This window comes from Streptomyces nanhaiensis, from assembly GCF_046614825.1.
GTDB lineage: Bacteria > Actinomycetota > Actinomycetes > Streptomycetales > Streptomycetaceae > Streptomyces > Streptomyces radiopugnans.
The window spans coordinates 1-22005 of record NZ_JBKJFM010000020.1 but is presented as its reverse complement, the minus strand read 5'-3'; the positions used below and the strand labels follow the sequence as shown (position 1 = coordinate 22005).

Sequence of the window (22005 nt, the reverse complement as noted above, 5' to 3'; positions counted from 1 at the left end):
CCCACCTCATCGTCCGCGGCCGTCTTCCCCGGCCCCGACAGCTCGCTCAACGCTTCACCTTCTCACCCGCACCGGAGGGGTCGCGACGTCCGGCCCCGGTGTTCTCGGCGGGGTCACCCGCCTGCCCGCCCCCGGCCTCCACCGCGGAGCCTCCACCGGACTCCGCGGGGCCTTCCGAAGCATCGCGCTCCTCCGGCTCCTCGGACCGCCGTACCAGAGGGGCGTCCGGGTCCGGCTGTTCGCCGATGCGCTTGCGCTGGGTGTACATCCGCACTCCGGCCAGCACCACGAGCAGCACCCCGCCGGAGATCACCAGCATCACCGCGGAGGTGATCTCGGTGACCTCCACCTGGAACCTCATGGCCTCGCCCCAGGGCTCGCCGTCCTCGGTGTAGAGCCGGGCCTCGACCCAGGTGCGGCCGTTGGCCTTGGCGGTGGTGGGGACCTTCACCGACTGGCTGTGCCCGCCCTCCACCGTGACCGGCTGTGCCCCACCGACGTCCAGGCCGATCCGGCGCCCGGAGACCAGCCGCAGCTCCAGGTTCTCCACGTCCTGGAGGAGTTTGTTCTGGACGGTCACCGGGATGGTGGCACTGCGGCCGGACAGCTTCATGTCCGACTTCTCGATCAGCCGGACACCGTCCGTCAGCTCCTCCAGATAGCCGCCCACCGAGTCCCGGTACTCCGCCGCCGCCTCGCGGTCACCGCGCCAGGAGACGGACATCGAGCGGTGGAGCGCGCTGTTGAAGGGCGTCTCGACCCGCGCCGGCTCGGACAGGATGCTCTTGAAATCGTCCAGGGTGTTCCGGATGGTGCGGATCTCCTCGAAGGCCTCGGTCCGCAGTTCCCGCTTGCGCAGCGAGGCCGGGTACGAACCCTGGCCCGGCACCTTCCGGCCGGCCTGCGGGTCCGGATCGGCCTCCGCGGCCTCGGACAGGCTCACGAACTCCGCCCAGCGCCCGTCGAGCTGGAGCGTGTCGAGTGCACCGGCCATCGCCTGGGCCTGGCTGACCGTGGGCATCCGCTGGGGAGCCACCACGATGCTGCGCTGCCGGCCCGGCTGCTGTGCGGTGATCGACTGGGTGTGGGCCAGGAACCGCTGTACGGCTTCTGTGGAGTCGTCCGCCCGGGTCATGTCCCCCTGGAACAGCTTCGACAGCCGGGCGTCCGCCACGATCGCGGTGGTGCCGCTGCCGATCGGCCGGGCGGCTGTGGGGGTGTGGTTCAGGGAGTCGGGTTCGCGCAGGCTGTCGCTGCGGGCGATGACGCTGTGGGCGCCCGCCGAGGTGGCCACGGAGACGATGGAGGGGTCGACGGCGCCCTCCACCGGCCAGGCGAAGTCGGTGCTGGGCTCGGTGAGCAGGGTGGTCTCCACCGTCATCCGGCCCAGCTCGGTGGCCGGACCCAGGTGGCTGAGCGCGCCGGAGATCTTCTTTCCCCGGTGGGCGAGGGAGGCGAGGTCCGGGTCGCCGAAGGGCAGGGCCACGACCTCTCCGTCCTCCACGGCCTGCCGCAGTTCGTGCAGCCACCTCCGGGCGTCGGCCTGGCCCTTGCCGGCGACCTCCCGGCCGTCCTCGGTCAGCACCTTGTAGTTGTTGGTCATCGCCTCGACGGAGGCGAGCAGGTCCGGGTCGACCACCCAGGTGACCGGCAGCTTCCTGCCCAGGGCGACCATCTGCTGGAGCCGTCCGCCGGGTGCGATCTCGGCTTCGAGGTCGTCGTCCTCGAACACCGGCGTCCGCCGCTGGTCCCCGGACTCGGTGCGGGCGGTGACATGGGTGGAGGAGATCAGCGGCCACAGGAAGGTCAGCTGTGTGGTCTGCTCGGGCGCGGAAGGCTGCCATGGCAGGACGGTCCGCTCGATGCCCAGTACGCGTCCGTACGCCTCGCCGGCCATCCGGCCCGACAGTGACACACCGAGCTGGTACACCCCGGGCTCGTCGAACGGCAGCTTGTCGGCCGGCACGCTCAGGGTGAAGGAGAAACCCGCTCCCGAGGGGAGGTCACCGATCTTCACGGTGCCCTTGCCGCCGATCTCCTCACCGTCGACCCCGGGCACGTAGGCGGTACGCGAGTCGGCGCGGTCGATCGCGCTGCGCGTGGTCAGCCGGGCACCGGGCCGGAGCGCGACCTTGGCCTCGACGATGTCGGACGGGGTTCTGTTGCTGACGCGGCCGGAGACGGTGACCGTGTCGCCCTTGCCCGGCGCCGAGGGGGTGAGCCCGGTGATGGACACCGAGACCGTACGGGACTCGTCGGCGGTCGGGGTGGCAGGCGCTGCCTGGACGGAAGGGGCCGCTGAGAGCGCGGAGGGGGCGGCGACGGCCTCGGCATGAGGCTGGACGACCATTCCCGCCAGCAGCGGCAGGGAGGCGGCCAGCACGGCCACGCAGCGCCCCGGCCATCGGCGGAGGGCAGGAGCGATGGGGGTCCCTGGGGTCTGTGCCGCCTCGGCCACGTGCCTCGTCCATCCTGTCCGCCGGTCGTCCGTACCGGTGCGCTGCCGATCTGCCAATGGTCTGCCGCTGGCCTGCTACTGGTCTGCCGCTGCTGTGACGCACTCAGATGCTAACGATCCCTGCCGGCCGTGAGTGCCACGGAGTCGGCCAGGGGCCGAAGGGCCGAAGGGCTGAGGAGGTAACGGGGAGGACCGGGGGAGACGGGCCACGTACCCTGTTCTGCTGTGCCGAATGCCAACACTGACAGCCATCCCCAGCAGCAGGCCCACGGGCCCACCCGAGGGGCTCCTCCAGCGGTTCTGGGGGAAGCCCAGCGCAGAGCCGTGAGTGAACTTCTGCGGGTGTCCCCCGTCGCCGACGATCTGGCCGGCCGCTTCAAGGATGCCGGATTCACCCTGGCCCTGGTCGGCGGTTCGGTGCGCGACGCGCTGCTGGGCAGGCTCGGCAACGACCTGGACTTCACCACCGACGCCCGGCCGCAGGACATCCTGGCCCTGGTCCGACCGTGGGCGGACGCGGTGTGGGAGGTGGGCATCGCCTTCGGCACGGTGGGCTGCCGCAAGGACGACTACCAGATCGAGGTCACGACGTACCGGTCGGAGGCGTATGACCGGACCTCGCGCAAGCCCGAGGTCTCCTACGGCGACTCGATCGAGGAGGACCTCGTCCGCCGGGACTTCACCGTCAACGCGATGGCGGTCGTGCTGCCCGAGAAGGCCTTCGTGGACCCGCACCAAGGTCTGGACGACCTCGCGCGCCGGGTGCTGCGTACGCCCGGCACCCCCGAGGATTCCTTCTCCGACGACCCGCTGCGGATGATGAGGGCCGCCCGCTTCGCCGCCCAGCTCGGCTTCGAGGTGGAGGACGGCGTCGTGGCCGCGATGTCGGCGATGTCCGAGCGGATCGAGATCGTCTCGGCCGAGAGGGTGCGGGATGAGCTGAACAAACTGATCCTCGCCGATCACCCCCGGCGCGGCCTGGAGTTGCTGGTGAAGACGGGGCTGGCCGATCGGGTCCTTCCCGAGCTGCCCGCGCTGCGTCTGGAGCGGGATGAGCACCACCGGCACAAGGACGTCTACGAGCACAGCCTGACCGTGCTGGAGCAGGCCATCGATCTGGAGGAGGACGGCCCGGACCTCACTCTCAGGCTGGCGGCCCTGCTGCACGACATCGGCAAGCCGAGGACACGCCGGTTCGAGAAGGACGGGCGTGTCTCCTTCCACCACCACGAGGTGGTGGGAGCGAAGATGACCAAGTCCCGGATGACCAAGCTCAAGTACCCGGGCGAGATGGTGAAGGACGTTTCGCGTCTGGTCGAGCTCCATCTGCGCTTCCACGGCTACGGCACCGGGGAGTGGACCGACTCGGCCGTACGGCGCTACGTCCGCGATGCCGGCCCGCTGCTGGAGCGGCTGCACAAGCTGACGCGGTCGGACTGCACCACCCGCAACAAGCGCAAGGCCAACGCTCTGTCGCGTGCGTACGACGGTCTGGAGAATCGCATCGCGCGGCTGAAGGAGCAGGAGGAGCTGGACTCCATCCGCCCGGATCTCAACGGCAACGAGATCATGGAGATCCTCGGGCTGCGTCCCGGTCCCGAGGTGGGCGAGGCCTACAGGCATCTGATGGAGTTGCGGCTTGAGCACGGCCCGATGGGGCGTGAAGCCGCGACCGAGGCCCTCAGGCAGTGGTGGGCCGATCGGGGCTGACCGTACCGCTGTCTCCTCCGCGGTGGCCGTTGCGGTGTTTCACGTGAAACACCGCAACGGCCACCGCGGCGTACAGTGCCGTCACCGTCATCACCAGAGCCGGTGAACGGCCGTCCGGGGGAAGCATCAGGGCGGCCACACCGGCGGCACCGACGAAGGCGACGTTGAAGAGCATGTCGTACAGGGAGAAGATCCTCCCCCGGAAGACATCGTCCACCGACGACTGCACAACCGTGTCCGTAGTGATCTTCGCGCCCTGAGTTGCCAGCCCCACCACGAAGGCGGCGCCCAGCACGGGCGCGGGCAGGAACGGCAGAGCCAGGGCGGGCACCAGCGCCGCTGCCCCCGCGGCGCACAGCGCGATCCAGCCGAACCGGCCGACGCGCTGTACGGCCCAGGGGGTGATGACGGCCGCAGCGAAGAAGCCCAGTCCGGAGACGCCAACGGCCAGCCCCAGAAGCGCCATCCCTCCCAGAAGACCTCCGTTGCCGCCGCTGCCTCCCCCGCCACCGCTGTCCCAGGCGTACCGGCTCAGCATCAGCACCATCACCGTCAGTGCGCCGTAGCAGAATCGCAGCACGGCCATCGAGGCGAGCGACTGGGCGGCCCTGCGCCGTTCCCTCAGATGGCGCAGCCCCGCGATCAGACCGCGTGCGACACCGGCCAACGTGGCGCCAAGCCGGGACCTTGTGATTGTGTCCGGCCCGAGCGTGACACGGCCGATCCGGAGCGACGCCAGGGCGCCCAGCAGATAGAGCCCGGCGCCGAGAACCACCACCATGGCATCCGCACCCGCGCCGTCCGGAGCGGGGATCCGCACGAGGAAGGCGAGTCCGCCTCCCGCGGTGGCCGCCAGGGTGCCCGCGGTGGGGGACAAGGAGTTCGCCATCACCAGCCGTTCACCGTCCACCACATGCGGCAGGGAGGCCGAGAGTCCGGCGAGGACGAAACGGTTGACGGCGGTGACCGAGAGTGCGGCGAGGTAGAACAGCCACAGCGGTGCCGAAGTCAGCACCAGTGCCGCGGTCGTGGTCGCCAGTACGGCGCGCAGCAGGTTGCCGAACAAAAGCACCTGCCGCCGCTGCCACCGGTCGAGCAGCACCCCGGCGAAGGGGCCGAGCAGCGAGTACGGCAGCAGCAGAACGGCCATTGCGGAGGCGATGGCGGCGGGGGAGGTCTGTTGCTCGGGCGAGAAGACCACATAGGCGGCGAGCGCGACCTGGAAGACCCCGTCGGCCGACTGGGACAGCAGCCGTACCGCCAGCAGTCGGCGGAAACCGGAGAAACGCAGGAGTACGCGCAGATCACGCACAACAGCCATGCGGTCAGCCTCACACACTCGCCCAGGAGGGAGACGCAGCGCCCTCGGGACACGGTCGGTTCCAGCGGTGTTTCACGTGAAACACCGACCGGATCCGGTGGGCATCACTCACCTCCGGTCACTCACCTCCGGTCACTCACTTCCGGGGCGAGGTTCCCACCGCGCCGTCTGCTCCTGAGGGGCGGGGAGGATCGGCTGCAGATCCTTTCGGAAGCCCAGGGCGAAGACATCGGGCGCGCCGTCGAGGACACCCCCGGAGGGGTCGTCCGAGCCATCGTGGCGGACCACGTCGCGTTCCGGCAGGAGGATGTCGCGCACCACCACGGCACACAGATACAGCGTGCCCAGCAGATGAAGCATGATCGCGAACTGGTAGCCCTCGGCGGGCAGCCCATGGTGGTCATCACCGCTGCCCGTGTAGGCCAGGTAGAACCAGATGCCGAGGTAGTACATCACCTCGCACGCCTGCCAGATCAGGAAGTCGCGCCAGCGGGGCCGGGCCAGGACGGCCAGCGGGATCAGCCACAGCACGTACTGAGGCGAGTAGACCTTGTTGGTCACGATGAACAGGGCGATCACGAGGAAGGCGAGCTGTGCGAAGCGCGGACGACGCGGCGCGCGCAGGGTGAGCAGGGCGATCGCCGCGCAGCCCAGCAGTACCAGCAGCGTGGCATAGGTGTTGGCGTGCTCCAGCGGGTTGCCGGTGCGCTGCGAGATGATCAGCCAGAAGGATCCGAAGTCGATGTTCCGTTCCTGGCTGAAGGCGTAGAACTTCCCCCAGCCCTCCGGGGCGAGCAGCATGACGGGCAGGTTCACCGCCAGCCACGCGGCCACAGCCCCGACCAGCGCCGTACCGAACGCCTTCCAGCGGCCCGCGCGCCAGCAGAGCACCAGCAGCGGTCCCAGCAGCAGGAACGGATAGAACTTGGCGGCGGTCGCGAGCCCCAGCAGCACCCCTGAGGCGAATGGACGGCTGCGCGCCCACATCAGCATCGATGCGGCGGTCAGGGACACCGCCAGCAGATCCCAGTTGATCGTCGCGGTGAGCGCCAGGGCCGGGGCGAGCGCGACCAGCAGCGCGTCCCATGGGCGCCGCCGGTGTGTACGGGCGACGCACACCACCAGGACGGCGGCGCAGGCCATCAGCATCCCGGCATTGACCATCCAGTAGATCTGCTGCCGCTCCACCATCTCGCCGCCCTGCGGTGTGAGCCAGGACGCCACCTCCATGAACACCCCCGTCAGCACCGGGTACTCCAGATACTCCATCCCCCCGGAGATCTCCTGCGGGATGCGATCGAAGTACGGCGTGAGATCGGTGGCGAAGCCGCGGCCGGTGTAGAGGTGCGGGATGTCGGAGTAGCAGGCATGCACATACTGGCTGGTCGCCCCGCGGAACCAGCCGCTCTCGTAGCAGGGCAGCTTCTGCACCATGCCGAGGGCGAACATGCCCAGCATCACCAGCAGCACGACCCGTACCGGCGTCCACCAGGACCCTCCGGCCAGTGCGCGCCTGCCGATCGGTCCACCGATCAGCTCGCTGCCCGCGGCGGCGATCTCGTCCTGGGCGGTAGGCCGTACCGGTGCCTGCTGCTCCTGGTGCGCGCTCGTCATGGGCCACATCCTGCCGTATGGCGGATCAGGGCATGCGGTACACGAGACGGCGGGGCACTGGGCTCCGCCGGCCCGTCCGTTCCGACCGGCCCGACCGGCCGGGCCCGGGAAAGCCGGAAGCGGCGCCGTTTCCGACGCCGCTTCCCCAGGCCTCTCTCAGACCTTCCTCAGTGTTCCCTCCCGGAGTCCCGGCAGAGGGCGGTCACTGTCCCGAGAACTGCCTCAGGTGCCGTCCTGGCCCCAGATCCCGCCGTTGTTTCCGTTCCCGCCGTTGCCGTTCCCACCGGTGTCCGTGCCTCCGGTGTCGGTTCCGCCGGTGTCCGTGCCTCCGGTGTCCGTGCCTCCGGTGTCGGTTCCGCCGGTGTCCGTGCCTCCTGTGTCCGTGCCTCCGGTGTCGGTACCCCCGGTGTCGTCACAGAACCAGTCGTTGGGACGGCAGGTGTTCGACGGAGGCCCGGACGGAGTCTCCTGGGACGGAGACGGCTCCGTGCTGGGCTCGGGCTCCTCGCTCTCCGACGGCGACGGCTCGGGCTCCTCGCTCTCCGACGGCGACGGCGTCGGAGACGGGGCGCCGACCTGGTCGATCTTCTTGCCGATCGGACCGGCCTCGGGGAAGTCCTTCACCGGCACCCCCTTGAGGGCGGTCTTCATGTATGCCGTCCACACCTCGGTGGGCAGCCGGCCACCGTGGATGGATTCGAAGCCGCCCGTACCGTTCATCGACAGCAGGGTGCCCTCGTCCGGGTCCGTGCGGAACAGCGTGACCGCGGTGGACAGCTGCGGGGTGTACCCCACCCACCAGGCGGACTTGTTCTTGTCGGTCGTACCGGTCTTGCCCGCCGCGGGACGGCCCAGCCCCTGTGCCCTGGTGCCCGTGCCGTGCTGCTTCTCGATGACGCCGCGCAGCACGTCGGTGATGTTGTCGGCGATGTCGGAGTCCATCGCCGTCTCCTTCTGGGGCTTCTCGAAGCCGGGCTTCTCATCGCCCTCGTGCTCCACCTTCTTCACCGTGTAGGTGTCGACATGGGTCCCCGAGGCGGCGAAGGTCGCATAGGAGTTGGCCATCTCGATGGCGCCCGGGGTGGAGGTGCCCAGCGCGAAGGACGGGTTGAGGTTCGGGTCGAAGCTGTCCTTCTCGATGCCCGCGCTCGCCGCCATGTCCCGGACCTTGCTCATGCCCACGTCCATGCCGAGCTGGACGAACGGCGTGTTGGCGGAGACCTCCATGGCTCGGCGCAGGGTGACGTAACCGTGGTCCTTGTCGGCGTCGTTCACCTGGTAGAAGGGGTTGCCCTCCTTGTCCAGGTAGTCGGTGCCGTCCTGCTGCTTGACCTTCAGCTTGTTGTCGCCGTTGTACTCGCTGCTCGGCGCGATGCCCACGCCGTCGCTCCTGTAGGTGCCGTGCTCCATGGCCGCGGCCAGCACGAACGGCTTCCATGTCGAACCGACCGGGACACCGAGGGTGTCCGCGTTGTTGGTGAAGTGGCCCTTGTCGAAGCCCGGACCGCCGTAGATGGCGACGACCTTGCCCGTGCCGGGCTCCACCGAGGCGGCGCCGAACTGGACGAACTTGTCGGTCCTGGGGCTTCCCTCGGGATCGATGTACTGCTTGGTGATCTTGTTGACCGCCTTCTCCATCGCGGCGGTCTTCTTCTTGTCGAAGGTCGTGTAGATCTGGTAGCCGCCCTGGTCGAACTGCTGCTTGCTGAGGCCCAGGGTCTTCTTGACCTCGGCCTCGGCGAGGGCGGCCAGATAGCCGGTCTGCCCGTTGAGCCCGGCCTGTGCCTTGCGCGGAGCGATCTTGGGGAACTCGTATCCGTCCCGCTCGCTCTGGCTCATCAGCTTGAGATCGACCTGCCGGTCCATCACCCAGTTCCAGCGCTTCACAGCGCGTTCGCGGTTCTCCTTGGGGGAGGAGTTGGGGCCCAGACCGCCGGCCGGGTCGTACAGGTCGGCGCCCTTGAGGACGGTGGTGAGCAGCGCGCTCTCGGCGGGCGTGAGCTTCTCGGCGTCCTTCTCGAAGTACGCCTGGGCGGCGGCTTGGAGACCGTGCGCACCACGTCCGTAGTAGCTGGTGTTGAGGTACCCCTGAAGGATGTCCTGCTTATCCATCTGGGCGTTGACCTTGATGGAGATGAACAGCTCCCGCGCCTTGCGGGTGATGGTCTGGTCCTGGCTCAGATAGGTGTTCTTGACGAACTGCTGGGTGATGGTCGAGCCGCCCTGGGTGTCACCGCCCGTGGCCATGTTGAACACCGCCCGGCCGATACCGATCGGGTCGACGCCCTTGTCCTCCCAGAAGGTGGCGTTCTCGGCGGCGACGACCGCCTGCTGCATCGACTCGGGGACATCCTCTATCTTGATGTTCTGCCGGTTGGTCTTGCCGGCCCTGGCCATGACCGTGCCGTCGTCCCAGTAGTAGACGTTGTTCTGCTGGAGGGCCAGGGCGTTCTTCTCGTCCGGCACCTCCACCATGGCCAGCGCCAGTCCGCCGAGGCCGATCAGCATCCCCATGAAGGCCAGGGCAAGGCCGGTGACCAGCTTCCAGGACGGCGTCCAGCGCCGCCAGCCGTACTTGCCGGACCTGGGGTAGTCGATGAGGCGCTTCTTCTCGGGCTCGTAGCGCCCCCGCCTCCGGCCGACGACCGTGACGTCCCCGGCGGAGTCGGCCGCCCGGCGTCTGCCGCCGCCGGCACCGGCGCGCTGTGCCGCGCGCCGCGCCTCGGCCCGGCCGCCGTGGGGGCGGTCCGAGGACATGCCGTGGGAGGCGGTGGAGCCATACGACTGTGCGGCGCGCCGACCGCCTGACGGCGGCTGTGCGGCGCGCCGGCCACGTGACTGCGGTGGCTTACGACGGTGCTCGCTCATGTGGAACAGCTACTCCTCGGGCAGGCGCTCGCGCCGGAAGGCGGCAGTGTACTTCCAGGTACTTCCAGTCCCCCGAAGTGCGGCCCGCCCACGTTCCCAGAACTGGCCGCACTGCACCCGGGACGAGGACGCGTCCGACGCCTCGTTGGTTCCCGGTCGCCTTCTGCACAGCGGACAGACTACGCAGCCCCAAAAACCCCATCTCCGGCATTCGGGAGAAACAGGGGCTACTGAGCTGTAGTGAAGGAGCGATGTGAAACCGCTCACTCTCTCCCGCGCCCACCCCCCCTTGTCGCGCATCCGAAGGCGCTCTATCGTCTTCGCTATCACCCCGATGTATCGACTCGATACATCGGCGAGAGACAATGGCACAGGACGACGGGGCACGAGCCCGAGGCGGCCGCCCGGGGACGGGCCGGCCGGCGGACACCGGCGGAAGGAGTGACGGCGATGGGCAGACGCTCGGGAATCCTGGAGTTCGCCGTCCTCGGACTGCTCCGTGAGTCACCCATGCACGGTTACGAGCTGCGTAAACGGCTCAACACCTCGCTGGGCGTCTTCCGGGCCTTCAGCTACGGCTCCCTCTACCCCTGCCTGAAGACGCTGGTCCAGCGCGGATGGCTGGCGGAGGAGCCCGGCGACGAGCCCGAGGACTCCCTCGCGGCACCGCTCGCGGGCCGCCGGGCCAAGATCGTCTACCGGCTCACGGCCGAAGGGAAGGAGCGCTTCGAGGAGCTCCTCTCCCAGACCGGGCCGGACACCTGGGAGGACGAGGGCTTCGGCGTTCGCTTCGCCTTCTTCGGCCAGACCTCGCGCGATGTGCGGATGCGGGTGCTGGAGGGCCGCCGCAGCCGCCTGGAGGAGCGCCTCGCCAAGATGCGCACCGCCCTGGCCCGCACCCGGGAGAGGCTGGACGACTACACCCTCGAACTGCAGCGACACGGCATGGAGTCCGTGGAGCGCGAGGTCCGCTGGCTCAACGAACTCATCGAGAGCGAGCGGGCGGGGCGTGATCAGCATCGGGGGGAGACCCCGCCCGATCCGTCCGATGACACCGCGTGAAGGTCCGCACCGAGCGGGCAGGCACCAAGACCACCGTCGGAAACGACACGGAACAAACACAGGGAGCAACCGCCAATGGGTTCGGTTCGCGTAGCCATCGTCGGCGTGGGCAACTGCGCCGCCTCGCTGGTGCAGGGCGTCGAGTACTACAAGGACGCCGACCCGAAGAGCCGCGTGCCGGGTCTGATGCACGTGCAGTTCGGCGACTACCACATCTCGGACATCGAGTTCGTGGCCGCGTTCGACGTGGACGCCAAGAAGGTGGGCCTGGACCTCGCCGACGCCATCGGCGCCAGTGAGAACAACACCATCAAGATCTGCGACGTGCCCACCACCGGCGTGACCGTCCAGCGCGGCCACACCCTCGACGGCCTGGGCAAGTACTACCGCCAGACCATCGAGGAGTCGGCCGAGGAGCCGGTCGACGTCGTGCAGGTCCTCAAGGACCGCGAGGTCGACGTCCTGGTGTGCTACCTCCCGGTGGGCTCCGAGGACGCCGCGAAGTACTACGCGCAGTGCGCCATCGACGCGCGTGTCGCCTTCGTCAACGCCCTGCCGGTCTTCATCGCCGGCACCGAGGAGTGGGCGAACAAGTTCGCCGAGGCCGGTGTCCCGATCGTCGGCGACGACATCAAGTCCCAGGTGGGCGCGACCATCACGCATCGCGTGCTGGCCAAGCTCTTCGAGGACCGCGGCGTCGTCCTCGACCGCACGATGCAGCTCAACGTCGGCGGCAACATGGACTTCAAGAACATGCTCGAGCGCGAGCGCCTGGAGTCCAAGAAGATCTCCAAGACCCAGGCCGTCACCTCCCAGATCCCCGACCGGGACCTGGGCGAGGACAACGTCCACATCGGCCCGTCGGACTACGTGGCCTGGCTGGACGACCGCAAGTGGGCCTACGTCCGCCTGGAGGGCCGCGCGTTCGGCGACGTCCCGCTGAACCTGGAGTACAAGCTGGAGGTCTGGGACTCCCCGAACTCCGCCGGTGTCATCATCGACGCCCTGCGCGCCGCGAAGATCGCCAAGGACCGCGGTGTCGGCGGGCCGATCCTCTCGGCCTCCTCCTACTTCATGAAGTCCCCGCCGGTCCAGTACTTCGACGACCAGGCCCGGGAGAACGTGGAGAAGTTCATCAACGGCGAGGTGGAGCGCTAGGAATCCACCCGGAGAGCGCCGGGAGGCACCCGGGACGCATCCGGTGGACACGGTGCCGGACGGCCGGGACGCATCCGGCAGCGCATCACGGCGAGGGGCCCGGACACGGTTTCGTGTCCGGGCCCCTCGCCGTGATGCGGCCGTCGTACGGCGCCGCGTACGGCCGGGCGGTCCGGCGCCGGCCGCCGCGCGTGTCCGCTCAGTTGTCGACCAGCCGGTCGTACTGCGTCGTCGTGTGCCGCAGGATCGCCGTCAGCTCGTCGCCCACCCTCGGCTCCGCGGCCTCCTCCGGCACGAACAGGATCGACACCTGCATGTGCGGCGGCTCGGCGAACCAGCGCTGCTTGCCGTCCCACACGAAGGGCGAGAGGTTGCGGTTCACCGTCGCCAGCCCGGCCCGCGCCACGCCCTTGGCCCGCGAGGTCATCCCGTGCATGGCCTTCGGCGCCTCCAGGCCCACCCCGTGCGAGGTGCCGCCGGCCACCACCACCAGCCAGCCGTCGCCCGGCGCCTTCTGCTGCCGGTAGCCGAAGCGGTCGCCCCGCACCACCCGCGTGACGTCCAGCACCGAGCCCCGGTACCGGGTCGCGTCGTGGTCGCCCAGCCACAGCCGCGTGCCGATCCGGGCCCGGAAGCGGGTCTGCGGGAACTGCTGCTGGAGCAGCGCGAACTCCTGAGGCTTCAGATGGCTGACGAACATCGTCTCCAGCGGCAGGCGGGCCGCCCGCAGCCGGTCCATCCAGCCGATGACCTCGTCCACCGCGTCCGTGCCGTCGGTGCGGTCCAGCGGCAGGTGGATCGCGAAGCCCTCCAGCCGTACGTCCTCGATCGAGGCGCGCAGCTTGCCCAGGTCCTCCTCCATCACCCCGTGCCGCTTCATCGAGCTCATCACCTCGATGACGACACGGGCTCCGACCAGCGCGTTCACCCCGTCGACCGAGGAGACCGTGCGGATCGCCCGGTCCGGAAGCGGCACCGGCTCCTCACCGCGGCGGAACGGGGTGAGCACCAGCAGGTCCCCGCTGAACCAGTCCTTCATCCGGGCGGCCTCGTACGTCGTGCCCACGGCGATGACGTCCGAGCCGAAGCGGGTCACCTCCTCGGCCAGCCGCTCGTGGCCGAAGCCGTACCCGTTGCCCTTGCAGACCGGGACCAGTCCCGGGAACTGCCGGAGCACCGTCTGCTGGTGCGCCCGCCAGCGTTCGGTGTCGACGTAGAGGGAGAGCGCCATGGCCGTACGGAACCTTTCTCATCGGTCCCGGCGTGCGCCGGCGGGCCGTCTTCCGTCCCGCCGACTCCCGCCGGACGTGCGTGGAGCAGGGCGTCAGCGGCGCGACATGTAGATGTCGAGCGCCTTGTGCAGCAGCTTATTGAGCGGAAAGTCCCACTCGCCGAGGTACTCGGCGGCCTGGCCGCCGGTGCCCACCTTGAACTGGATCAGGCCGAAGAGGTGGTCGGAGTCGTCCAGGGAGTCGCTGATGCCGCGCAGGTCGTACACGCTCGCCCCGAGCGCGTACGCGTCCTGCAGCATCCGCCACTGCATGGCGTTCGAGGGGCGCACCTCGCGCTTGTGGTTGGCCGAGGCGCCGTAGGAGTACCACACGTGCCCGCCCACGATCAGCATGGTCGCCGCGGCCACCGCCTCGCCCTCGTGCTTGGCGAAGTACAGCCGCATCCGGTTGGGGTCCTCGGAGTTCAGCGCCTTCCACATGCGCTGGAAGTAGCCGAGGGGGCGCGGCCGGAAGCGGTCGCGCTCGGCCGTCACCTCGTACAGCTCCTGCCACACCGGAAGGTCGTCGTAACCGCCCTGCACGACCTCGACGCCGGCCTTCTCGGCCTTCTTGATGTTGCGCCGCCACAGCTGGTTGAAGCCCTTGTGCACCTCGTCCAGCGAGCGGTTCTCCAGCGGCACCTGGAAGACGTAGCGCGGCTGGACGTCGCCGAAGCCGGCGCCGCCGTCCTCGCCCTGCTGCCAGCCCATCCGGCGCAGCCGGTCGGCCACCTCGAAGGCGCGCGGCTCGATGTGGGTGGCCTCGACGTCGCGCAGCCGCTTCACGTCCGGGTTCTGGATGCCGGCCTTGATCGCGGAGGCGTCCCAGCGCCGGATCACCACGGGCGGGCCCATCTTCACCGAGAACGCGCCCTTGGCCTTCAGATGCGCCAGCATCGGGCGCAGCCACTCCTCCAGGTTCGGCGCGAACCAGTTGATCACCGGCCCCTCGGGCAGGTAGGCCAGATAGCGTTTGACCTTCGGCAGCTGGCGGTACAGCACCAGGCCCGCCCCGACCAGTTCGCCGCTCGCGTCGAACCAGCCCAGGTTCTCCGCGCCCCACTCGGCCTTCACGTCCGCCCACGCGGGGACCTGCATGTGGCTGGCCGATGGCAGGCTCCGGATATACGCCAGGTGCTGCTCGCGACTGATCGTCCTCAGGGTCAGGCTCATTACGGGGCGCTCCTCCGGCGTACTTCGCAGGGTCTGGCCGGAAGCCTACTGCGCAGGCACGCGCCCCGGACGTGCCAGTACGGGGCCGCGGCGAGCCGGGGCGGGGCCCGCCGCGGCTCGCCGCGCCCCGCCCGTCGGGCGGGGGGTCAGCCGAACAGCCCGCCGTTCGACATCCCCAGGTAGAAGCCGACCGCCGCCGAGCCCATGCTGACGACCAGCGCGAACCGCTCGCCCGTGGTCGCGGAGATCATCTGCCCCCAGCCGCCGGACACGATCCCCAGCAGCCCGGCCCAGGAGGCGAGCAGGCTGAGACCGGAGAAGAAGCCGGTGACGAACGCGACCACACCGAGCACCGCGGTCACGGCGACGAACCGGTTCTCGACCGGGTGCCGCCGGCCGTCGGTGTTGAGGAGGGAGGAGACCGGGCTCCTCCGTACCGCCTGTGCCATGGGGAACCTCCTGCGGGACCGTCCGGACCGCCGGGTCCGCGGGCTGCCGTGGCCCCTCCGGGGCCGCTCGGCCCGTCCGCTTCTCCGGACAGGGCGGATGAGCCGCATCCGCCGGACTCGCGGGGGTGCGGCAGGTGACGCGTATCACGTCCCCTGTGTCCAGGTTGCGGCGAGCGGGCGCCGGATTTCAACCCGAGTGGCGGTGCGGGTACTCTGTACCGTCTGCGCGGTGTCTGCCCCGGCGGCGACCGGATCCGGGAACGGACCGGGGACTTTCCGGGGAACGGACCGGGACTGTCAGTGCCGGCCGATACCGTTGCTCACGCATCACGACCCTCCTGCCACGGAACGACCGTGGCCGCCGAGTCCAGAGGAGGTGGGTTCCACATGCGTCACTACGAGGTGATGGTCATCCTCGACCCCGATCTCGAGGAGCGCGCTGTCTCCCCGCTGATCGAGAGCTTCCTTTCCGTCGTCCGCGAGGGCGAGGGGAAGGTCGAGAAGGTCGACACCTGGGGCCGTCGTCGTCTCTCGTACGAGATCAAGAAGAAGCCCGAGGGCATCTACTCGGTCATCGACCTGCGGGCCGAGCCCGCGGTCGTCAAGGAGCTCGACCGTCAGATGAACCTGAACGAGTCGGTTCTGCGGACCAAGGTCCTCCGCCCCGAGACCCACTGAGCGCTCCCGCTCAGCGGATCGCAGGGAACCGGTAGCGCCTCCGGCACTCCGGAAGCACCGGCACCACAGCATCACCAGCAGCCAGCAGCACCCCGCCGAGAGGTTCACCCATGGCAGGCGAGACCGTCATCACGGTCGTCGGCAATCTGGTCGACGACCCCGAGCTGCGCTTCACCCCCTCCGGTGCGGCGGTCGCGAAGTTCCGCGTCGCGTCCACCCCCCGCACCTTCGACCGCCAGACCAACGAGTGGAAGGACGGCGAGAGCCTGTTCCTGACCTGCTCGGTGTGGCGGCAGGCGGCGGAGAACGTCGCCGAGTCCCTCACCCGGGGCACCCGCGTCATCGTGCAGGGCCGGCTCAAGCAGCGCTCTTACGAGGACCGCGAGGGCATCAAGCGCACGGTCTACGAGCTGGACGTCGACGAGGTCGGCGCCAGCCTGCGCAACGCCACGGCCAAGGTCACCAAGACCACCGGCCGCGGCGGCGGCCAGCAGGGCGGCGGCGGTGGCGGCTGGGGCGGTGGCTCCGGCGGTTCCGGCGGCGGCTACTCGGACGAGCCCCCCTTCTGAGGTACCCCCAGGGGTTCCGGGAAGGGCTGCGCTCACAGGCACAGACTTCTTGAACCAAACGGAGAGAGACAATGGCGAAGCCGCCTGCTCGCAAGCCGAAGAAGAAGGTTTGCGTGTTCTGCAAGGAAAAGATCAAGTACGTCGACTACAAGGACACGAACCTGCTGCGGAAGTTCATCTCCGACCGCGGCAAGATCCGTGCCCGTCGCGTCACCGGCAACTGCACCCAGCACCAGCGTGACGTCGCCACGGCCGTGAAGAACAGCCGTGAGATGGCGCTGCTGCCCTACACCTCGACCGCTCGATAAGGGAAGGATGACCGACTCATGAAGATCATCCTGACCAACGAGGTCTCGGGTCTCGGCAACGCCGGCGACATCGTCGAGGTGAAGGACGGGTACGCCCGCAACTACCTGCTCCCCCGCGGATTCGCCATCCGCTGGACCAAGGGCGGGGAGAAGGACGTCGAGCAGATCCGCCGCGCCCGCAAGATCCGCGAGATCGCCACGATCGAGCAGGCCAACGAGATCAAGGGCAAGCTGGAGGGCGTCACCGTGCGCCTGAAGGTCCGCGCCGGCGACCAGGGCCGCCTGTTCGGCTCCGTCACCCCGGCCGACGTCGCCTCGGCGGTGAAGGCCGCGGGCGGTCCGGACGTCGACAAGCGCCGCATCGAGCTGGACACCCCGATCAAGACCCTGGGCTCGCACCGGGTCTCGGTGCGTCTGCACCCCGAGGTCGTCGCCAAGATCGGCGTCGAGGTCGGCGCCGCCTGACGGCACCCGCGGCGGTACGGCCCCGGCCGTACGGCGGTGGCGCACAGCCGGCGTACGGCCGGTACGCAGCCGTTGAACAGGGCCGCGGTCCCCGCGAGGGGGCCGCGGCCCTGTGCCGTGTCCGGTGGAGCCGACCGGCGCGACGGAGCCGACCGGCCCGGCGGAGCCGCCGCACACGGCGTGCCCCTCAGGCGCGCACCGCCCCGGTGACGACCCAGCGGCCGGAGCGGGCCCGCAGCCACAGGGTGACCAGCCGCATCCCCATCATCAGTCCGGCGACCGCCCACCACAGCGCGGTCAGGCCTCCGCCCAGCGCCGGGACCGCCAGCGCCGCCGGGGCGAACACCACCAGCGTCGCCAGCGCCGCCCACGCCAGGTACGGTCCGTCGCCGGCGCCCATCAGCACTCCGTCCAGCACGAAGACCACCCCCGCGATCGGCGAGGTCACCGCAACCACCAGCAGCGCGGGCGTCAGCCTGTCGTGCACGGCGGTGTCCGTCGTGAACAGCGGCAGCAGCAGCGGACGCGCCGCGACCACCAGCAGCCCCAGCACCACCCCGGAGGCGGCTCCCCACTGCACCATCCGCCGGCACGCGGCCCGTGCCCCCGCCGCGTCCCCCGCGCCCAGGTAGCGGCCGATGATCGCCTGTCCGGCGATGGCGATGGCGTCCAGGGCGAAGGCCAGCAGCGACCAGACGGTCAGCGTGATCTGGTGCGCGGCCACCTCGACGTCCCCCAGCCGCGCCGCGACGGCGGTCGCCAGCACCAGCACGGCGCGCAGCGACAGGGTGCGGACCAGCAGCGGCGCACCGGCCCGGCCGCCGGCCCGGATCCCGGCGGCGTCCGGCCGCAGCGAGGCCCCGTGCCGCCGGGCGCCCCTGACGACCACCACCAGGTAGACGGCCGCCATCGCGCACTGCGCGATCACCGTGCCCCAGGCCGAGCCGGCGATGCCCAGTCCGGCTCCGTACACCAGGGCGAAGTTGAGCACGACGTTGACGGAGAAGCCGCCGACGGCCACGTACAGCGGGGTCCGGGTGTCCTGCAGTCCGCGCAGCACACCGGTGGCGGCCAGGACCACGAGCATCGCCGGGATGCCCAGCGCGCTGATCCGCAGGTACGTCACCGCGTACGGCGCCGCGGTCGCGGACGTCCCGAACAGGTCGACGAGCGCGGGCGCGGTGGGCAGCACGGCGGCCACCACCACCGCGCCGAGCAGCAGGGCCAGCCAGATCCCGTCCATGCCCTGCCGGATGGCGGCGGGCAGGTCGCCGGCCCCGACGCGGCGCGCGACGGCGGCGGTGGTGGCGTAGGCGAGGAAGACGAAGACGTTCACCCCGGTCGTCAGCAGGGTGGCCGCGACGCCGAGTCCGGCGAGCTGAGGGGTGCCCAGATGACCCACGATCGCGCTGTCGGCCATGACGAACAGGGGCTCCGCGACGAGCGCGCCGAAGGCGGGGAGCGCCAGCGCGATGATCTCGCGGTCGTGGCGGCGGGCCGCGGTGCGTCCGGCGGGCGGGGGAGCGTGTGTCATGATCCGATCCAAACATCCACAAGTAATAGTTGCAATAGATGTGTGACCATTACCATTCCTCACCTGGGGTGAGATCCTCTGCGCCGTTTGTCGTGATCTTGACGCGAGTCGCGAACTTTTTCTCCTGCACAGCCGGTGGACGAGAAAACAGCAGCTCAGAGCCTGTGTAAAAGTCGGCTGGCCGACTTCTCCACAGGGCTGTCCCCCGCCCCGTGCACAGGATTCGCCGAGTTCTCCACAGGATGCGGTCGTTCATCCACACGCCCTGTGGATAACTGGATTGGCTGGAGGCTTCCGTAGCCCTACCGTTGTCCGGCGCCCGCCCGCTGTTCCCCTCTTCTTCGCCCGGTCCGCAGCCGTGCCGCGGACCGGAGAGCGGGCGAGCCCAGTGTCAGAGCCGTGCCGTAGGAAAGAGGGGCGCGGGTCGTGAGGAACGGGAGGGAGGTGGCGGGGTGACGCAGTCCGAACACGTCGACAGCCCGGCACCCGGATACGCCACCGGGGCCCCCGGCCCGGGGGACCACCTCCCCGTCTCCCGCCGCAGCCGTGACGCGGCCGCGGACGGCGAGCGCCACGACCGCGGCGCCGACACCTGGCCCTCGGGCCCGGTGGGCGGCTTCGACCGCCTCCCCCCGCAGGACCTCGACGCCGAGAAGTCCGTCCTCGGCGGCATGCTGCTGTCCAAGGACGCCATCGCGGACGTGGTGGAGACCCTCCAGGGCAAGGACTTCTACCGCCCGGCCCACGAGACGATCTACCAGGCCGTCCTCGACCTCTACGCCAAGGGCGAGCCGGCCGACCCCATCACCGTCGCCGCCGAGCTGACCAGACGCGGCGAGATCGCCAAGGTCGGCGGCCCCGGTTATCTGCACTCCCTGGTCCAGGCCGTCCCCACCGCGGCCAACGCCCAGTACTACGCGGAGATCGTCCACGAGCGCGCCGTCCTGCGCCGCCTGGTCGAGGCGGGCACCCGCATCACGCAGATGGGGTACGCGGCCGACGGCGACGTGGACGAGATCGTCAACTCGGCCCAGGCGGAGATCTACGCCGTCACCGAGCAGCGCACCTCGGAGGACTACCTCCCGCTCGCCGACATCATGGAGGGCGCGCTCGACGAGATCGAGGCGATCGGCTCGCGCAGCGGCCAGATGTCGGGCGTGCCGACGGGCTTCACCGACCTGGACTCGCTGACGAACGGCCTCCACCCGGGCCAGATGATCGTCATCGCGGCCAGGCCCGCGATGGGCAAGTCGACCCTTGCCCTGGACTTCGCCCGGGCCTGCTCGATCAAGCACAACCTGCCCAGCGTGATCTTCTCGCTGGAGATGGGCCGCAACGAGATCGCGATGCGCCTGCTGTCCGCCGAGGCGCGGGTGGCGCTGCACCACATGCGGTCGGGCAGCATGACGGACGAGGACTGGAACCGGCTGGCGCGCCAGATGCCCGAGGTCACGGGCGCACCGCTGTACATCGACGACTCGCCGAACCTGACGATGATGGAGATCCGCGCCAAGTGCCGCCGCCTGAAGCAGCGCAACGACCTGCGGCTGGTCGTCATCGACTACCTCCAGCTGATGCAGTCGGGCGGTTCGCGCCGTCCCGAGAGCCGTCAGCAGGAGGTCTCGGAGATGTCCCGGAACCTCAAGCTGCTGGCCAAGGAGCTGGAGGTGCCGGTGATCGCGCTCTCCCAGCTCAACCGCGGCCCCGAGCAGCGCACGGACAAGAAGCCGATGGTCTCGGACCTCCGCGAGTCGGGCTCGATCGAACAGGACGCGGACATGGTCATCCTGCTGCACCGCGAGGACGCCTACGAGAAGGAGTCGCCGCGGGCGGGTGAGGCGGACCTGATCGTGGCCAAGCACCGCAACGGCCCGACGGCGACGATCACCGTGGCCTTCCAGGGGCACTACTCGCGCTTCGTGGACATGGCCCAGACCTGACCGGACTTGGTGTGAGGTCCCGGATTTCGCGGCCGAATCCCACGAGCGACGGCCACGCGACGGCATATCCGGCACGAATCCGAGACCGGCAGGTCAAGCCGCCCACACGTACGGGTGATCGGGCTCTGATGCCGGTGCCCTGGTGGAAGCCCGCTGACACCCCCGGGCTCACGGGGCGTCGCCCGTGGGCCCGGGGGGTGTGCGGTGGGGGAGACCGCCGAGACGGTGAGAGGAAACACCCGTCCAGGCCGTGAGGCAGCGGGAAGCTGCTCAGCGCCTCGTCTCGTACCTGGTCATGACCACGCCGCCGGGAAACGTCCGCGTCTCCATCAGGTTCAGGTTCACCCAGTTGTCCAGCGCGGTGAAGAACGGCGTGCCGCCGCCCACCAGGACCGGGTGGGCGGCGATCACGTACTCGTCGATCAGCCCGGCGCGCATGGCCGCCCCGGCGAGCGTCGCGCCGCCGATGTTCATCGGGCCGCCGTCCTCGGCCTTGAGCCGGGTGATCTCGGCGATCGCGTCGCCGGTGACCAGGCGGGTGTTCCAGCCGACCTTGTCGATCGTCGAGGAGAACACCACCTTCGGCGTGTCCCGCCAGTTCCGCGCGAACTCGATCTCGGCCGGGGTGGCGTCGGGCTGCTGGTCGCCGGTCGGCCAGTAGGAGCTCATCGTCTCCCACAGCTTGCGCCCGTACAGCGACAGGGCACTGGCCTGCTCGTGGTCGAGCCACCACTGGAACAGCTCGTGGCTCGGCGGTCCGCTCCAGCCGATGTCGTCACCGGCCGCGGCGATGTAGCCGTCCAGGGTCAGGTTCATGGCGTAGATCAGTTTCCGCATGGTCCGGCCTTCCGTCCGTGGGTGTCCGGCGTGTGGACCAGCGTGGCGCGGGAAACTCATCGGTGCGCGGTCCGGGCTCGCCGGTGGTCCTCGTGCTCGGGGCTCGGCGTGGTGTACTCGGCCCGCTGCCGCCGGTGCCGGGTCTGTGAGGCGTCCGTCCGCCGGGCGGGGCACGGGCACGGGTACGGGCACGGTGGGAGGCCGGCAGATGTACGAGGAGCGGGGGTCGCGGCGGGTGGCCGGCACGGTGGTGTGGCGCCGGGAGGCCCCTGCGCGCACGCACCGGGTGCGGGTGCTGCCGGACGGGTGCATGGACCTGATCTGGACGGGCGGCGGGCTGCTGGTGGCCGGGCCGGACACCGGAGCCCATCTGACCGACGATCCGCCTGGGACCGGCTGTGTGGGGTTGCGGTTCCCGCCCGGCACCGGGCCGCGCGTCCTGGGTGTGCCGGCGTGCGAGCTGCGCGACGCGCGGGTGCCGCTGGAGGCGCTCTGGCCGGGGCGCGAGGCGCGGGAGCTGGCCGAGCGTGTGGCCGGGGCATGGGCCGGGGCGCGGGACGGGGCCGCGGTGCTGGAGGAGGCGGCCGCGGT

General features: G+C 70.0%; 18 protein-coding genes. 9 read left to right on the top strand and 9 right to left on the bottom strand.

All coding sequences use genetic code 11. The features are described from left to right. Positions 1–46 precede the first annotated feature (46 nt). Positions 47–2458, bottom strand: a complete 2412-nt coding sequence (locus ACLIYP_RS07985) for a DUF6049 family protein (protein WP_412712440.1) — start codon at positions 2456–2458, stop codon at positions 47–49. A 225-nt stretch (positions 2459–2683) separates the two neighbouring features. Between ACLIYP_RS07985 and ACLIYP_RS07980 the strand changes: the two genes are divergently transcribed. Next, positions 2684–4168: a CCA tRNA nucleotidyltransferase gene (locus ACLIYP_RS07980; RefSeq protein ID WP_412712439.1), complete on the top strand. Its 1485-nt coding sequence runs from the start codon at positions 2684–2686 to the stop codon at positions 4166–4168. Here the strand turns inward: ACLIYP_RS07980 and ACLIYP_RS07975 are convergent. From ACLIYP_RS07975 to ACLIYP_RS07965, 3 genes are all read right to left on the bottom strand, one after another. Continuing rightward, on the bottom strand, positions 4140–5489 hold the full coding sequence (locus ACLIYP_RS07975; RefSeq protein WP_412712438.1) for an MFS transporter: 1350 nt from the start codon (positions 5487–5489) through the stop codon (positions 4140–4142). The genes ACLIYP_RS07980 and ACLIYP_RS07975 overlap by 29 nt on opposite strands. Positions 5490–5621: 132 nt before the next feature. Then, the gene (locus tag ACLIYP_RS07970; protein ID WP_412712437.1) at positions 5622–7103 is read right to left on the bottom strand and encodes a glycosyltransferase family 87 protein; all 1482 of its coding nucleotides are present in this window, start codon (positions 7101–7103) and stop codon (positions 5622–5624) included. Positions 7104–7325: 222 nt separating this feature from the next. Continuing rightward, positions 7326–9971, bottom strand: a complete 2646-nt coding sequence (locus ACLIYP_RS07965) for a transglycosylase domain-containing protein (RefSeq protein WP_412712436.1) — start codon at positions 9969–9971, stop codon at positions 7326–7328. Between the two features lie 450 nt (positions 9972–10421). Here ACLIYP_RS07965 and ACLIYP_RS07960 point away from each other — a divergent pair, with 450 nt between their 5' ends. Both ACLIYP_RS07960 and ACLIYP_RS07955 read left to right on the top strand, forming a co-directional pair. Beyond that, positions 10422–11033 carry a PadR family transcriptional regulator gene (locus tag ACLIYP_RS07960; RefSeq protein ID WP_093657156.1) on the top strand — a complete coding sequence of 204 codons (612 nt, stop codon included), beginning with the start codon at positions 10422–10424 and terminating at the stop codon, positions 11031–11033. Between the two features lie 75 nt (positions 11034–11108). Next, entirely contained in the window at positions 11109–12191 is a 1083-nt protein-coding gene (locus ACLIYP_RS07955; RefSeq protein ID WP_412712435.1) for an inositol-3-phosphate synthase, read from the top strand. Between the two features lie 199 nt (positions 12192–12390). On the opposite strand, the gene ACLIYP_RS07950 is transcribed toward ACLIYP_RS07955, so the two are convergent. The 3 genes from ACLIYP_RS07950 to ACLIYP_RS07940 form a co-directional block, all read right to left on the bottom strand. Further along, positions 12391–13422, bottom strand: a complete 1032-nt coding sequence (locus ACLIYP_RS07950; RefSeq protein WP_412712434.1) for an alanine racemase — start codon at positions 13420–13422, stop codon at positions 12391–12393. 93 nt (positions 13423–13515) lie between these two features. Then, entirely contained in the window at positions 13516–14634 is a 1119-nt protein-coding gene (locus tag ACLIYP_RS07945; protein WP_412712433.1) for a lipid II:glycine glycyltransferase FemX, read from the bottom strand. Between the two features lie 146 nt (positions 14635–14780). Beyond that, positions 14781–15083 (bottom strand): hypothetical protein, encoded by a 303-nt coding sequence (locus tag ACLIYP_RS07940; protein ID WP_412712432.1) that lies wholly within the window; start codon positions 15081–15083, stop codon positions 14781–14783. 387 nt (positions 15084–15470) lie between these two features. On the opposite strand from ACLIYP_RS07940, the gene rpsF reads away from it, so the two are divergent. From rpsF to rplI, 4 genes are all read left to right on the top strand, one after another. After that, the gene (gene rpsF / locus ACLIYP_RS07935; protein WP_093657167.1) at positions 15471–15761 is read left to right on the top strand and encodes a 30S ribosomal protein S6; all 291 of its coding nucleotides are present in this window, start codon (positions 15471–15473) and stop codon (positions 15759–15761) included. Positions 15762–15871: 110 nt separating this feature from the next. Next, positions 15872–16330, top strand: a complete 459-nt coding sequence (locus ACLIYP_RS07930; protein WP_412712431.1) for a single-stranded DNA-binding protein — start codon at positions 15872–15874, stop codon at positions 16328–16330. A 71-nt stretch (positions 16331–16401) separates the two neighbouring features. Next, positions 16402–16638 (top strand): 30S ribosomal protein S18, encoded by a 237-nt coding sequence (gene rpsR, locus ACLIYP_RS07925; protein WP_027765513.1) that lies wholly within the window; start codon positions 16402–16404, stop codon positions 16636–16638. Between the two features lie 18 nt (positions 16639–16656). Continuing rightward, entirely contained in the window at positions 16657–17103 is a 447-nt protein-coding gene (gene rplI, locus ACLIYP_RS07920; protein WP_093657171.1) for a 50S ribosomal protein L9, read from the top strand. 187 nt (positions 17104–17290) lie between these two features. On the opposite strand, the gene ACLIYP_RS07915 is transcribed toward rplI, so the two are convergent. Beyond that, positions 17291–18637: an MATE family efflux transporter gene (locus ACLIYP_RS07915; protein WP_412712430.1), complete on the bottom strand. Its 1347-nt coding sequence runs from the start codon at positions 18635–18637 to the stop codon at positions 17291–17293. Positions 18638–19089: 452 nt separating this feature from the next. On the opposite strand from ACLIYP_RS07915, the gene dnaB reads away from it, so the two are divergent. Next, a complete protein-coding gene (gene dnaB, locus ACLIYP_RS07910; protein ID WP_412712429.1) occupies positions 19090–20577 on the top strand; it encodes a replicative DNA helicase in 1488 nt (495 codons plus the stop codon). A 270-nt stretch (positions 20578–20847) separates the two neighbouring features. Here the strand turns inward: dnaB and ACLIYP_RS07905 are convergent, their stop codons facing one another. Next, positions 20848–21414, bottom strand: coding sequence for a dihydrofolate reductase family protein (locus tag ACLIYP_RS07905; RefSeq protein WP_412712428.1), 567 nt, complete (start codon positions 21412–21414; stop codon positions 20848–20850). A 208-nt stretch (positions 21415–21622) separates the two neighbouring features. On the opposite strand from ACLIYP_RS07905, the gene ACLIYP_RS07900 reads away from it, so the two are divergent. Further along, positions 21623–22005, top strand: a 383-nt coding sequence (locus ACLIYP_RS07900) for a DUF6597 domain-containing transcriptional factor (protein ID WP_412712427.1), incomplete at its 3' end; no start/stop codon positions are given.